This window comes from Parasphingorhabdus sp. (genome assembly GCF_039977335.1).
Taxonomy (GTDB): Bacteria; Pseudomonadota; Alphaproteobacteria; order Sphingomonadales; family Sphingomonadaceae; genus Parasphingorhabdus.
The window spans coordinates 25,268-38,527 of the sequence record NZ_JBDWDI010000001.1 but is presented as its reverse complement, the minus strand read 5'-3'; the positions used below and the strand labels follow the sequence as shown (position 1 = coordinate 38,527).

Sequence of the window (13,260 nt, the reverse complement as noted above, 5' to 3'; positions counted from 1 at the left end):
CCCGATTTAGAAAGCCGATATACTGACCGACGCCGCCACTCCTTCGACCAAGACTGCACCGCGCCGGATTAGCGAAACAAAGCTGTTTCTCTTTTCCATGGCCTGTGCGGTGGCAGTCGCGAATGGCTATTATATTCACCCGCTCATAGCCCCGGTTGGCGATGAATTTGGTGTGAGTGGAACACTGCTTGGGCTGGTGCCAGCGCTAAATCAGATCGCGCTGGCCCTCGGCATTTTATTGCTGCTGCCGCTTGGCGATCGGATCAATAATCGCAAGCTGGTCATCACCTTTGTCGCCGGTCAGTTTCTAGCTTTGCTTGCCATGGCCACAGCACAGGATTTCCGATTGTTTGTGGCCGCATCCTCGTTGCTGGGCTTTGCGACCATCACACCCTATTTGCTGCCCGCCTATGTCACCAAGCGGGTGCGTCCCGACCGCATTGGCCATGTTACCGGGATCATGACCGCTGGAATCACTGTTGGCTTACTCGGCAGCCGCGCGGGCGCCGGTGTGCTGGGGCATTACTTTGGTTGGCGGTCGGCTTATTGGGTCGGGACGGCGCTCACATTGTTGCTGCTCGTCATCTTGCCGCTGATCATGGAGAAAAATGAGAAACTGCGTGACGATAACGAACCTCAGCAAAGCTATGGCGCGCTGATCGCGTCGCTTTGGCCGATCATCAAAACGATGCCGGACGTGCTGCTAGCCGGAATGCTGCAAGCCCTTTCCTTCGGATTTTTTCTCGCGCTATGGCTGGGTATCGGGCTGCATGTTACCAGCCCGGAAATGGGCTATGGCGTGGATGTCGTCGGCTATCTCGCGCTGCTCGCTGGAACCAATGTGTTTATTGCGCCTTGGTCCGGGCGATTGGCAGACCGGATCGGTGCTGAAAAGGCGCGTATGCTATTTGCCATCGCTCAGTTAATCGGCGCGATCCTGTTGATATTCGCTGGCAACAGCTTGTGGATATTGATCCTGCCGATCCTGTTCAGCAATTTCGGTGGCGCGTCGATGGATGTTGCCAATCGCACAATCCTGTTCGGCCGCGCCCCGGAAATCCGCACCCGGTTGATGACCATCTATATTGTCATCATGTTTGTCGGTGGCGGCCTGTCGAGTTGGCTTGGCACAACCGCCTATGCCTGGGGCGGATGGGACGCGATTGTCGCTATCTCTCTGATCTTCTCAGCCTTGATCATGGGCTTTTCGCTCTTGGGGTTACGGTTGAAGCCTACAACTTGACAGAAACTCCAGTTTTGCCGAGGGTCAAAGAACCGCTTTGAGGGAGGATAGGATGCCAAAGCTGTTGATGATGATGTTCCTGCTGCTACCGGTTTCGATCGCGGCTGAGACGCCTGCTGAGCCATCCGACCATCAGCAGCTGGTCGAAAAATATACAGCTGCGTTCAATGCCCGAGACGCAAACGCCATGGCTGCGCTGATGCATCCCGGCATTCAATGGATCACGATCAGCGGGGACCAGTCCAAAGTCACGACCGATGGAAAGGAGCTGATGGTCAGCGAGATGGAATCCTATTTCAAAAGCCCGACCCGCATTAGCAGCAGCCTCAGCGGCTGGTCGGTCAACGGAGATTATGTCACCGTGATCGAAACGGCATCCTGGTTGGACGGCAAGGGAAAGCGGCAGGCGCAAAGTGCCACTGCAGTCTATCAGATTGCTGATCGGTTGATCCGCCGGGTATGGTATTTTCCGGAACAGAAAACGCAATAACGCTCAAATACGAACGAGCACCTTGCCGATATTGCCGCCGGTGAACAGCTTGTCATAGGCGGTCAGGACATCCTCTATTCCGTCTGTCACATCAAATGGCGTGTCGATTAGTTCCTGATCCAGCCAGTCCTTGAGCTGCGCCGTCAGCCGTTCCCCCTGATCCATGAAATCAGGTGAGAAAAAACCCTCAACGCGCAGACGCTTCATCAGGATCTGGTCGAAATGCTCCGGCCCCTGCCCGCGCCCATCGCCTTTATACTGGGCCAGCAAACCGCATAGAGCCACCCGGCCATAAAGCGCCATATTGGGCAGCACATCATCGAGAATACGCCCACCGACATTGTCGAAATAGGCGTTAATCCCGCCCTCGACTTTCGCTAGCTCTGCGCCAATATCATCATTCTTATAGTCGATCGCCTTGGTGATCCCGAGTTCGCTTTCCAGCCACCGGCATTTATCCGCTCCCCCCGCCAGACCATAGACATTGGCCCCCAGTATCTTGGCAATCTGACAAGCCAATACGCCGGTAGCGCCTGCGGCAGCCGAGACCAACACATTTTGTCCCGCTTCAACACCAGCCGTTTCCTGCAAGCCCCACAAAGCCGTCCAGCCATTAAACCCAAGCACGCCGAAATGCTGTTTAATATCGCTGATACCGGCATCAACCTTTACCAGCCCAGCCAGCTCTGGCTCAATCACTGCATGTTCCGCCCATTGGCCAAAACCGCGCACGAGATCACCCTCGGCAAATCCGGCATGGCGGGAGGCGGCTATGTGGCCCAGCACCAAGCCAACCATTTTGGTGCCGAGTTCCAGCGGCGGCTGGTAACTATCTTCCCGCTCGGTCATCCACATGCGTGTGCCCGCGTCCATCGAGAGATAGGCCGCTTTGACCAGCACCTGACCATCGACCAATTCCGGCATGGATTCGGTTTCCAATGATAGCGCGCTGGCAACGTCATCTTCCTCGGGACGTTTGTTCAACTGCCAAAAACGGTTTGCCGTCATCGCTCTTCTCCCCTGTTTCAGGGCATAGTCTAGAGCAAATCCCCGCGCTCGATATTATCCTTATTGGCAGGGAGGCTGAACAGCATGCCATCTTTGCCCATCACCATTTTACCGCGATAACTGGCCGTCACACCTTCGAGATAATAGGCTTCCAGAAAGCCTATCGGCACAGCCGGAACGATATGGGAAAAAACCAGCATTTTTGCTTTGGCAGCCTTCGCCGATTCCACTGCCTCTGCGGGCGACGCATGATAATCGGGAATATCCGCCATGATCTTCTCAAGACGCGGTCGCTTCGCTTTTTTCATCGCTGCTTCGGTAATCGCGACCATCTCGGCGTTCAGCACTTCATGCACCAAAATGTCGCAGCCATTGCAGGCCTTTTCGACCGCAGCACTTCGCGTGGTGTCACCGCTAAACGCGATCGACCGGCCTTTATAGTCAAAGCGGTAGCCGACTGCCGGGACAACTGGTTCATGATTGACCGCAAAGGTAGTGATTTTCAGACCATCCTGATCATAGACTATCTGCTCAGTCCCATCCGTGGGTAAGGCAAAGGGACGCGCAATCCCGCCGGTGCCAGATGGCGGCATGATATCTTCGCCATGATGCGCCACCCGGTAGCGGGCATCGGCGGCATAGGCGGCATTGATCCCCTCGACAATCGTGGTCACGCCCTCTGGCGCAATGACCGGCAGGGGAGCTTCATGGCCGCCACCAGCCCAGCGCTGCAATAATAGCTCGCCCATGCCGTCAATATGGTCGCTGTGAAAATGGGTTAGCAACAATGCTTCGACCCGTCCCGGGCTCAGTCCCATTTCACCCAGCCGGCGTACAGCTCCACCGCCAATGTCCACGATGAACATTTTACCGTCGATGATCACCGCAGAACAGGGGCCAGCGCGGCTGGGGTCCGGCAAGGGCGATCCGGTTCCGCATAGGGCCAGATGCATGCCGTCGGGCAGGTCGCCAATCACGTCGCGGTTTACCGCAGTTTCCACGGCATTGGCAAAAAGCCGCGCCCCTATTTCCGGACGAAGCAGCCAGGTGGCGCTGACGAGGACGCCGATTCCGATGGCCAAGCCCCATAGACGCCGCTTGCTGAAAAATTTGGACTTGCTCATGCGTTCCTCCGGTCGCTTTTTACAGCCTTAACATTCCACCAAATTTACGGCCAGACCGCCCTGTGATGTTTCTTTGTAGCGCTCGCTCATATCCAGACCGGTTTTGCGCATGGTTTCAATCACTTCATCGAGACTCACCCGATGCGTGCCATCGCCCATGATCGCCAGTCGCGCCGCTTCAATCGCCTTGACCGAACCTACCGCGTTGCGTTCGATACATGGCACTTGCACCAGCCCGGCAACCGGATCACAGGTCAGGCCGAGATTATGTTCCATACCAATTTCAGCGGCATTTTCGACTTGCAGCGGCGTGCCGCCCCATGCCGCCGTCAAACCGGCCGCTGCCATGGAGCAAGCGACACCGACTTCACCCTGACAGCCAACTTCTGCACCAGAGATAGAGGCATTTTCCTTGAACAGTGAGCCAATAGCCGCTGCGGTCAGGATGAATTTTTCGATACCCTCGACATCCGCCTTGGGAGAAAAGCGCTCATAAAAACGCAAAACCGAAGGCACAATTCCCGCCGCACCATTAGTTGGCGCGGTGACTACTTTGCCGCCCGCAGCGTTTTCTTCATTCACTGCCAGTGCCCATAGATTGACCCAATCCAGCACGGTCAAAGGATCGGACAGAGCCCGCTCTTGCCGCTCCATCAAACGCGCATGGATCAACGGCGCGCGGCGTTTGACTTTCAAGCCGCCCGGTAAAATACCGCCCGACTTAATGCCGCGATCAATGCAGGCCGACATGGCATCGGCAATCTGCCTTATGCCTTCGCTAATCTCTGCATCCGATCTGGCAGCGCGCTCATTATTGCGCATGATATCAGCGATGCACAGGCCTTTGGTCTTGGCAATCTCCAGTAGATCATTGCCGGAACAAAAAGGATGCGGAACATCCCACAGGCCACTTTCGGGATCATTGGCTCCAATCTGGTCTTCATCCAATATCGCGCCGCCGCCGACGGAATAATAGACGCGACACGCCAGTTCATCCTCGCCCTTAAAGGCTGTAAAGCGCATTGCGTTGGAGTGAAAATCAAGCCGTTTTCGTTGATCGAAGATGACGTCGGTTTCTTCATTAAAGGCGATATCCTGCGCGCCACCCAATTTGATCCGATCGCTGCTTCTGATTTGATCGACCAGGGCATCCGCCATATCCGGTTCGATATTTTCCGGCACTTGTCCCGACAGTCCCAACAGGATCGCGCGATCGGTTGCGTGCCCCTTTCCGGTCAATGCAAGCGAACCGAATAGTTTCGTTTCTACCCGCGTGACTTGATCGAGCAGTGACTGTTCGGCCAACCGCGCCACAAAATTGGCCGCCGCCGACATCGGCCCCATCGTATGCGAGCTGGATGGCCCGACACCGATTTTGAACAGCTCGAAGGTGCTAGCTACCATGGCAGGTTACGACTTTTTGGTCGTGGCTATCCATTGATCTATCATCGTCTCCAATATGTTCAAAGGCACCGAACCACCGCCCAATACCGTGTCATGGAAACCTCTGATATCGAAATCATCACCCAGCTCTTTTTCCGCCTTGGCGCGCAATTCCTGAATTTTCAGCATACCGATTTTATAGCTCGTCGCCTGGCCTGGCATGACCAGATAGCGCCGCACTTCACTCCGCACCGCTGTCTCTGGAATTGGTGAATTGGCGAGAAAATATGCCACAGCCTTTTCCTCACTCCAGCCTTTTGTGTGCAGCCCAGTATCTACGACCAAACGGATCGCGCGCCATATTTCTGTGGTTAGCCGACCAAAATCTGAATAGGGATTTTCATAGGCCCCCATTTCTTTGGACAACAGCTCGGAATAGAGCGCCCATCCTTCACCAAAGGCCGGGATATAACCGCCCTGCGCGCGGAATTTCGGAATGCCGGTCAGCTCCTGCGCAATCGAGCTTTGCATATGATGGCCGGGATTGCCTTCATGATAGGCAATCACTTCCAGACTGTGGATCGGCATGGCGCGCATGTCGGACAAATGCGCATAATAGGTGCCGGGGCGGGTGCCGTCCGGTGTACCCGGCCGATAATGCTGCGCCGCGCCATCCTGTTCGCGAAAGGGCTCGACCCGTTTCACGACCAGATCGGCTTTCGGCAGGGTTCCGAAAAAGTCGGGCAGGCGGGTTTTTATAAACGCCAGATGCTTTTCGGCGGTATCGATATAATCCTGCGCGCCCTTGTCATCTTCAGAGAAATAGAACTGATCATCCTCACGCAGGAAGGTGAAGAAGGCTTGCAAATCGCCCTTGAATTCGACCTTGTCCTTGATCGCTTCCATCTCGCTGCGAATGCGTGCGACTTCGGATAGGCCGATGGTGTGAATTTCCTCCGCGGTCAAATTAGTCGTCGTCTGATTGGCGAGACGGTAGCTGTAAAAGGCTTCACCATTGGGAAGTTCGGACACACCAAAGGGTTCTGCTTTCGTATTGGGCAAGTCCTGCTTGAACCAGGTGATGATCCGCCCATAAGCTGGCTTCAGGGAACCGGTGAGCGCCAGCCGTGCTTGTTCTTTCAGTTCATCCGAGCGGGCTTGGGTGATCGTGCCGGCTTCCACAAGCCAAGCCAATTTATTCTCGGTTGCCTCCCAAAGGGCCGACGGTTTGCCATCATCAAAAGGCGCGCCGGTGGTGATTTTCTCGGACTGCTCGATCACCCCTTCATAGGCAAAGCGTGGCGGCCGCGTTCCGGACTCCGCATTGGCCTGCGCGCGCGTGAGCAGCTGGTCCAGCGCCCGCGCACTGCCTTTGAGCCGTTCGATAAACGCGACCATATCAGCCTCGCTAGCTACGCGGTGCTGGTTGATCAGAAAGGTGGGGAAGAAGGACTGCTGCCCGTTAAATTGATGCAGGATATAGTCATTCTGACGAAAGGGCACGCCAGCCTCCGCCTGCTCCAGCCGGAACAGCCACATATCCCATGATATCTTGGCATCCGGCGTTAGCTTCTCATAGTCAAAGTCACGCTTCATCTCGGCCGTCGCCACGCGCATCCATGCGAGTTGGCGGTCCGCGGCTTCAATCGAATAATCGTCAATCTTGTCATAAGCAGTCCGGCGGCCCAACAGAGTCTGACGAATCGGACTGAAAGCCAGCTGTTCTTCAAATTTATTATCGAACCAGATGTTGAGACGATCTGTCTCGGTCTCCATCGCATCCGCAACAGCTAGCGCGGCTGTTTGAGCTTGAACCGTCGGAACCGCTACCGCGAAACCTGCTATTGTGGTGGAAGCCAATATGAGTGTGAGAAACTTGGTCATGCCGCTTAATCCCCGTGCAAGAAGTTACGTTGGCAACGACATGGCACAGTCAGTGCGGTTTGGGAATATCCCTGAATATGGCAGATCGGATAATGTCGCGGCAAAGCTAGTTCGATGTCGGCAGTATTTTTTCGATCGCCTGCGACATACTGCTGCAAAAGGGCGGCTGACCGGTATCCTCTGCTGGTCCCTTGCTCGTAACAACAGCGACATAGAAATCGTGATCATGATAGTAATTCAATATCGCGTTATCACCCCAATCTTCATTTCCGCGCGCACTGAACACAAGGCCTTTGATTTCTGAACGGCGCAAAAACCCACCCGCGGTCGCCCTACCAATCGAAATTTGTTCTGTTGGTCGCCATAATGATTCAAGAGATTGCTCGGACAGGATTTTTCCATTCCTCAAGGCTTTTTGGAGGCGGACCAGATCATCAGCGGTCGTAAAAATACCGGCTGAACCGATCATACCATAGTTTCTTTTTAATAGCTTTTCAGGAAGCGGCTGCAGTGGCTGTCCGACCTTTCGGGGGTCCGTTTTATCGACTTCCGACCAACCTTTTATGTTCTTCAATCCTGCCGGTTTCTTGATCTTTTCCGACAATAGAACTTCATATGGCTTTCCATAAATTCGCTCGAGAATAATAGCGAGCAAGTTATAGCCGTCGTTCGAATATTTGAATCGCCCGCGCTTTTCCTCATCAACCGTCTGGCCATCGAGCACATCCAATGCCTTTTTCGCTGTAACAGCGTTCTCAGCAGCATAGCTCGAGCCCAATCCTGACTGATGATGGAGGAGTTGCCGAAAGGTGATATCGCGCTTCGCCAATTCGGTATCTGGAACCCATGACGCTATATTGTCATCAAGATCAATTTTGCCTTCTTCAGCAGATTTGACCACCAGGATGGCGGTGAAATATTTTGAGATGGAGGCGACGTGAAAGAGGGTGTCCGCCTTTACCGGAACCTTTTTAGCGCTGTCAGAATAACCTGCCTGCCGTTGGTAGAGGACTCGGTCAACACCGGCGACGACGACTTGACCGGCAAATCCCTGCACAACGGCGGCGTCGACGATCCGGTCAATTTTTAATTGCAGCTCTGTTTCCGCACTGACCGCAGAAACATCGGTCGGTGTTGAACATGCAGTCATCGATGTGATTGCAATAACAAGAAACAAAGATGACAATGGCCGCAATGTAAATTCCTTTTCGTCTACTTATGTAGACGTATATCTCTCAATGATCGTTTTACCAAGAAAAAGGGCCGGAGGTTTCCCTCCAGCCCTTCTTGAATTCAGACTGAGCTGAACGACGTGGCTTAGAAGCCCATGCCGCCCATGCCGCCGCCCATGCCGCCCATGTCAGGCATAGCAGGTGCGCCGCCAGCGCTGTCGTCCGGAGAGTCGGAGACAGCCGCTTCGGTGGTGATCAACAGACCTGCAACCGAGCTAGCGTCCTGCAGAGCAGCGCGCACAACTTTGGTTGGGTCGATCACACCAGATTTGACGAGATCTTCGTATTTATCGCTGAACGCGTTAAAGCCGTAGTTCTTGTCTTTCTGGTCCAGCAATTTGCCAGCGACAACCGCGCCGTCAAAACCGGCATTTTCAGCAATCTGACGAACCGGAGACTGCAGCGCTTTACGAACAATGTCGATGCCGCGGGTCTGGTCGTCATTATGGCCTTCAAGACCTTTCAGAGCAGAGGTTGCATAAAGAAGCGCGGTTCCGCCGCCAGGGACGATGCCTTCTTCAACAGCAGCGCGGGTTGCGTGCAATGCATCGTCAACACGGTCTTTCTTCTCTTTCACTTCGACTTCGGTCGCACCGCCGACTTTGATCACAGCAACACCGCCAGCGAGTTTCGCCAGACGCTCTTGCAGTTTTTCTTTGTCATAGTCGGATGTGGTGTTTTCGATCTGCGCACGGATCGCTTCAACACGAGCCTTGATGTCTTTCGACTTGCCAGCACCGTCCACAATGGTGGTGTTGTCTTTGTCGATCGTGACATTTTTCGCTTCACCGAGCATGCCAAGCGTAACGCTTTCCAGCTTGATGCCGAGATCTTCGGAGATCATTTCACCTTTGGTGAGGATCGCGATATCTTCGAGCATAGCTTTACGGCGATCACCGAAGCCAGGTGCTTTGACTGCTGCGATTTTCAGACCGCCGCGCAGTTTGTTGACCACGAGGGTCGCGAGCGCTTCGCCTTCAATATCTTCGGCAATGATCAAAAGCGGACGTCCAGCTTGTACAACAGCTTCCAAAATTGGGAGCATAGGCTGCAAGTTGGTCAGCTTTTTCTCGTGGATCAGGATGTATGGATTTTCGAGGTCCGCAATCATCTTGTCCGGGTTGGTGATGAAGTAAGGAGACAGATAACCGCGGTCAAACTGCATGCCTTCCACAACGTCGAGTTCAAAGTCGAGACCTTTGGCTTCTTCAACCGTGATCACGCCTTCTTTGCCGACTTTTTCCATCGCTTCTGCGATTTTCTGGCCAACTTCTTCGTCGCCATTGGCAGAGATAACGCCAACCTGAGAGATTTCTGCGCTGCCTTTGACATTCTTGGAACGCTTTTGCAGATCAGCAACAACTTTATCAACAGCCTGGTCGATACCGCGCTTCAGATCCATTGGGTTCATGCCGGCAGAAACGGATTTCATGCCTTCGCGAACGATGGACTGAGCCAATACGGTCGCTGTGGTGGTGCCGTCGCCAGCAACGTCATTGGTTTTCGATGCAACTTCACGAAGCATCTGTGCGCCCATATTTTCGAACTTGTCTTTCAGTTCGATTTCCTTGGCAACCGATACACCGTCTTTGGTGATACGCGGTGCGCCAAATGATTTGTCGAGAACCACGTTACGGCCTTTAGGACCGAGGGTTACTTTCACAGCGTCAGCAAGAATGTCGACACCTTTAAGGATGCGTTCGCGTGCGTCGCGACCAAATTTTACGTCTTTAGCAGCCATGTTATTTTCCTCTGCTTATGAGAATTAAATGATGAGTAGAATGAAATGCGATTATTCGACGATGCCGAGAATATCGCTTTCTTTCATGATGATCAGGTCTTTGCCTTCAACGGTAACTTCCGTGCCGGACCATTTGCCGAACAGGATTTTGTCGCCTTTTTTGACATCAAGTGGCGTCGCTTTGCCATTGTCGTCTTTCAGACCACCACCAACAGCAACAACTTTGCCCTCGGATGGTTTTTCCTGAGCACTGTCTGGAATGATGATGCCGCCAGCGGTTTTCGTGTCCGCTTCAACGCGGCTAACCAGTACACGATCATGTAGTGGACGAAATTTCATAAGTTTGCCTTTCTTATCCAAATTTACTTTCCTGCGGCCCCGCTCCTTTAGCTCGGGCCATCAAGATATATTCAATGGAGGATTAGCACTCCCTTGAGTCGAGTGCTAACGCAGCTCATATGGGCGATATTCGGCTCGCGTCAAGAGTGTGTCGCAAAAAAATCGGAATCTTTTTTCTGTCTGTGTCCACCAGAAAAAAGCCATTTCCGAAAAGCATCACCTCAGTTTTTCATGCATCTGAAAAAAGAAATGTAACCAGACGGGCATCGGCTGCGAAACATATCATGAGCGTGCAAGTCATGCTCACCCCCATTACCTAATTTCCAAGAGAGGAAAATCAAATGTCTAACTCCATGATCAAAGCCACTGCCGCTGCTGCTGCCCTCGCTGCTGCTGCGACAATTGCTATTTCGCCAACCACTGCTGTTGCGGCTGGTGCCAAAGAGAAATGTTTCGGTATCGCACTGAAAGGCAAGAATGATTGTGCCGCAGGACCAGGTACAAGCTGTGCCGGCACATCAACTGCTGACTATCAGGGCAATGCCTGGAAATATACGGCCAAAGGTGCCTGCACCAAAGCCGGTGGTTCGCTGACCGCGAAAAAAGGCAATACAAAGCCAGTGCCTCAGAAAGGCTAACCGGCCTTTGATCACGTCCAAGCCTCTGGCGCAAAACGTGATTTTAAGCTAAGTTTTGCGGATGTTCCTTATATCCAAGCCTCAAATTTTGATCTGTCCGTTATGAAAACGCCTATGTCTCACTCCCTCCCTCCATCAGGTGGCATAGGTCTGAAGTCGGTACATTATAATGATGTATTGTCTGAGGAAGTCGGATCAAAAAAACCCGGATGGGTTGAGGTGCATCCGCAGAATTACTTCGGTGATGGTGGTCCGCTACATCGTTGGCTGACCGCCATTGCCGGAGACTATCCTTTAAGCTTTCACAGCGTCGGGCTTTCGCTCGGATCGGCAGAAGGCTTGAACCAATATGATCTCGATAAAATTGCTGATCTTTGCGATCGCTATCAGCCCGCGATGGTTTCCGACCATCTGAGCTGGAGCGGCAATGCTCATGACCGCTATCCTGATCTGCTCCCCATTCCCTACACGCAAGAAGCGCTCGATCATTTCTCCGCGCAAATTGATAAAGTACAAGATCGTCTGAAACGCCCGATGCTAATCGAAAATCCGTCCCGTTATCTCAGCTACCGAGATGACGAGATGAGCGAGACGGACTTTATCTCTGCGCTTTGCAAGCAAGTCGGCTGCGGGCTGCTGTTCGATATCAACAATGTCGAAGTGACGGCGACGAATGTCGGGCTGGACATGGAAGCCTATATTGATGCCATTGACCCCGATATTGTCGGTGAGATGCATTTAGCAGGTCATGCCCGCGAAGATCATGAAAGCGGTCCTTTGCTGATTGACGATCATGGCTCTATCGTCAGCGACGTGACGTGGCGACTTTACGAACGCTTCATCAAACGCGCTGGGCCGAAGCCGACTCTGATCGAATGGGACACTGATATTCCCGCCTATGATGTGCTGATGGCTGAAGTTACAAAAGTGGAAACCGTGCTCGGCAGCCAGGTTTTGAACGAGGGTCAACATGCCCTCGCTAGCTGACGGTCAAGCGCGCTTCATCGCCTGTCTGCAAAAAGGGCCGGGGCATTTCCCAGATGATCTGTTCTCGGAAGATGCCGCCCGCGCGCTTCTGGGTCTCAAAGCCCATGCCAACACCGTTTCTCATGCGCGGCTCGTAGCACTCGAAAATGCCTATCCCAAATTGCATGAGCATATGGGGCATGAGCCCTTTCACACCATTTCGCGGGATTATATCGAGCAAGACCATATCCTGACCTGCGATATGAACAATATCGCAGCGGATTTCCCGGATTTTTTGGCAAAACGCGGCTTCAGTGAAACAGAAGTGGATCTGGCCCGGATCGAATGGGCCTGGATTAAAAGCTATCACAGCGCCGAAGCACAGCCGTTGGCGCTTGGCGACATTGCGACACTGGATGAAGAGGGCCTGCTTGGCCTTGAAATCAACGCGCATCCAGCGATGCGGCTGATTAACCTAACCGGTGCGCTTTCTGCTGAACTTTCCGAACTGGGCGAAGATACCCCCGACGCGCTGATGGTCGCCCGCCCGGAAGCCGAGGTTCTCTTTCACCCGCTGACCCAGTTAGAGCATGATATTGCAGAAAAAATTGCAAATATCTCAACAATGGGTAACCTTTTGGCAGAAGCTATCGAACTGGGTGGTGAAGACACTGCAATGGAGCGACTTATCAAGCTCATCCAAAGCGGCGTGATAATAAGATTATGATACAGATTTTAGCGGGGAAGAAAACATGATGAACCTGATTAAAAAAGCACTTGGCCTTGTAAGTGGCGCCTTTCCAGAAGCCATCGCCTTACTCTTTGCTCGCGTGGCTCTTGCCGGAATTTTCTGGCGCTCTGCCCGCACCAAAGTCGAAGATGGCAGCTTCCTGACGATGAAAGAGCTGACCGTTGATCTGTTCCGCGATGAATATGGCATGCCATTTCCCGAAATTACCGGATTGATCGCGACCTATGCCGAGCATTTCTTCCCGATCCTTTTGGTATTGGGTCTGGCAACCCGCTTTGGAGCCGCCGGACTGCTGGTTATGACCCTGGTCATTCAGTTTTTCGTCTATCCTGAAGCATGGTGGTCCGTGCACATTATCTGGGTAGCACTAGCAGCGATCCTGATCACTCGCGGCGGCGGCCTCTTCTCCCTCGACAAGCTGGTCGGCGGGAAACTGGGCTGAGCTGGGTAGGCGGAGAGAG

General features: G+C 53.3%; 13 protein-coding genes. 6 read left to right on the top strand and 7 right to left on the bottom strand.

Annotation, left to right across the window (positions count from 1 at the left end):
- Positions 1-109: 109 nt before the first annotated feature.
- Positions 110-1,243 carry an MFS transporter gene (locus ABJM21_RS00185; RefSeq protein WP_348301732.1) on the top strand — a complete coding sequence of 378 codons (1,134 nt, stop codon included), beginning with the start codon at positions 110-112 and terminating at the stop codon, positions 1,241-1,243.
- 52 nt (positions 1,244-1,295) lie between these two features.
- Complete coding sequence (locus tag ABJM21_RS00180; protein ID WP_348301731.1) at positions 1,296-1,733, top strand: nuclear transport factor 2 family protein; 438 nt, start codon at positions 1,296-1,298, stop codon at positions 1,731-1,733.
- 3 nt (positions 1,734-1,736) lie between these two features.
- On the opposite strand, the gene ABJM21_RS00175 is transcribed toward ABJM21_RS00180, so the two are convergent.
- The 7 genes from ABJM21_RS00175 to ABJM21_RS00145 all read right to left on the bottom strand — a co-directional run bounded on the left by ABJM21_RS00175 (position 1,737) and on the right by ABJM21_RS00145 (position 10,444).
- On the bottom strand, positions 1,737-2,741 hold the full coding sequence (locus ABJM21_RS00175; protein ID WP_348301730.1) for an NADP-dependent oxidoreductase: 1,005 nt from the start codon (positions 2,739-2,741) through the stop codon (positions 1,737-1,739).
- Between the two features lie 29 nt (positions 2,742-2,770).
- Positions 2,771-3,865, bottom strand: a complete 1,095-nt coding sequence (locus tag ABJM21_RS00170) for an MBL fold metallo-hydrolase (RefSeq protein WP_348301729.1) — start codon at positions 3,863-3,865, stop codon at positions 2,771-2,773.
- Between the two features lie 27 nt (positions 3,866-3,892).
- Positions 3,893-5,269 (bottom strand): L-serine ammonia-lyase, encoded by a 1,377-nt coding sequence (locus ABJM21_RS00165; protein ID WP_348301728.1) that lies wholly within the window; start codon positions 5,267-5,269, stop codon positions 3,893-3,895.
- A 6-nt stretch (positions 5,270-5,275) separates the two neighbouring features.
- Positions 5,276-7,132 carry a DUF885 domain-containing protein gene (locus ABJM21_RS00160; protein ID WP_348301727.1) on the bottom strand — a complete coding sequence of 619 codons (1,857 nt, stop codon included), beginning with the start codon at positions 7,130-7,132 and terminating at the stop codon, positions 5,276-5,278.
- A 106-nt stretch (positions 7,133-7,238) separates the two neighbouring features.
- Positions 7,239-8,282: a serine hydrolase domain-containing protein gene (locus ABJM21_RS00155; RefSeq protein ID WP_348301726.1), complete on the bottom strand. Its 1,044-nt coding sequence runs from the start codon at positions 8,280-8,282 to the stop codon at positions 7,239-7,241.
- A gap of 167 nt (positions 8,283-8,449) precedes the next feature.
- Positions 8,450-10,105 (bottom strand): chaperonin GroEL, encoded by a 1,656-nt coding sequence (gene groL / locus ABJM21_RS00150; protein WP_348301725.1) that lies wholly within the window; start codon positions 10,103-10,105, stop codon positions 8,450-8,452.
- 51 nt (positions 10,106-10,156) lie between these two features.
- Entirely contained in the window at positions 10,157-10,444 is a 288-nt protein-coding gene (locus ABJM21_RS00145; protein ID WP_207986741.1) for a co-chaperone GroES, read from the bottom strand.
- A gap of 341 nt (positions 10,445-10,785) precedes the next feature.
- On the opposite strand from ABJM21_RS00145, the gene ABJM21_RS00140 reads away from it, so the two are divergent.
- The 4 genes from ABJM21_RS00140 to ABJM21_RS00125 all read left to right on the top strand — a co-directional run bounded on the left by ABJM21_RS00140 (position 10,786) and on the right by ABJM21_RS00125 (position 13,241).
- On the top strand, positions 10,786-11,082 hold the full coding sequence (locus ABJM21_RS00140; RefSeq protein ID WP_348301724.1) for a DUF2282 domain-containing protein: 297 nt from the start codon (positions 10,786-10,788) through the stop codon (positions 11,080-11,082).
- Positions 11,083-11,196: 114 nt separating this feature from the next.
- Positions 11,197-12,069 carry a DUF692 domain-containing protein gene (locus ABJM21_RS00135; RefSeq protein ID WP_348301723.1) on the top strand — a complete coding sequence of 291 codons (873 nt, stop codon included), beginning with the start codon at positions 11,197-11,199 and terminating at the stop codon, positions 12,067-12,069.
- On the top strand, positions 12,053-12,775 hold the full coding sequence (locus ABJM21_RS00130) for a putative DNA-binding domain-containing protein (RefSeq protein ID WP_348301722.1): 723 nt from the start codon (positions 12,053-12,055) through the stop codon (positions 12,773-12,775). The genes ABJM21_RS00135 and ABJM21_RS00130 overlap by 17 nt, the downstream gene beginning before the upstream one ends.
- Before the next feature lie 25 nt (positions 12,776-12,800).
- Complete coding sequence (locus tag ABJM21_RS00125) at positions 12,801-13,241, top strand: DoxX family protein (RefSeq protein WP_348301721.1); 441 nt, start codon at positions 12,801-12,803, stop codon at positions 13,239-13,241.
- The last annotated feature ends 19 nt before the right edge of the window (positions 13,242-13,260 follow it).

Excerpts from the sequence above, each read along its gene's own strand:
- ABJM21_RS00130 (WP_348301722.1), top strand. The coding sequence starts at position 12,053 with ATGCCCTCGCTAGCTGACGGTCAAGCGCGCTTCATCGCCTGTCTGCAA.
- groL (WP_348301725.1), bottom strand. The coding sequence starts at position 10,105 with ATGGCTGCTAAAGACGTAAAATTTGGTCGCGACGCACGCGAACGCATC.
- ABJM21_RS00180 (WP_348301731.1), top strand. The coding sequence starts at position 1,296 with ATGCCAAAGCTGTTGATGATGATGTTCCTGCTGCTACCGGTTTCGATC.
- ABJM21_RS00155 (WP_348301726.1), bottom strand. The coding sequence starts at position 8,282 with ATGACTGCATGTTCAACACCGACCGATGTTTCTGCGGTCAGTGCGGAA.
- ABJM21_RS00165 (WP_348301728.1), bottom strand. The coding sequence starts at position 5,269 with ATGGTAGCTAGCACCTTCGAGCTGTTCAAAATCGGTGTCGGGCCATCC.
- ABJM21_RS00170 (WP_348301729.1), bottom strand. The coding sequence starts at position 3,865 with ATGAGCAAGTCCAAATTTTTCAGCAAGCGGCGTCTATGGGGCTTGGCC.
- ABJM21_RS00160 (WP_348301727.1), bottom strand. The coding sequence starts at position 7,132 with ATGACCAAGTTTCTCACACTCATATTGGCTTCCACCACAATAGCAGGT.
- ABJM21_RS00175 (WP_348301730.1), bottom strand. The coding sequence starts at position 2,741 with ATGACGGCAAACCGTTTTTGGCAGTTGAACAAACGTCCCGAGGAAGAT.
- ABJM21_RS00125 (WP_348301721.1), top strand. The coding sequence starts at position 12,801 with ATGATGAACCTGATTAAAAAAGCACTTGGCCTTGTAAGTGGCGCCTTT.
- ABJM21_RS00135 (WP_348301723.1), top strand. The coding sequence starts at position 11,197 with ATGTCTCACTCCCTCCCTCCATCAGGTGGCATAGGTCTGAAGTCGGTA.
- ABJM21_RS00140 (WP_348301724.1), top strand. The coding sequence starts at position 10,786 with ATGTCTAACTCCATGATCAAAGCCACTGCCGCTGCTGCTGCCCTCGCT.
- ABJM21_RS00145 (WP_207986741.1), bottom strand. The coding sequence starts at position 10,444 with ATGAAATTTCGTCCACTACATGATCGTGTACTGGTTAGCCGCGTTGAA.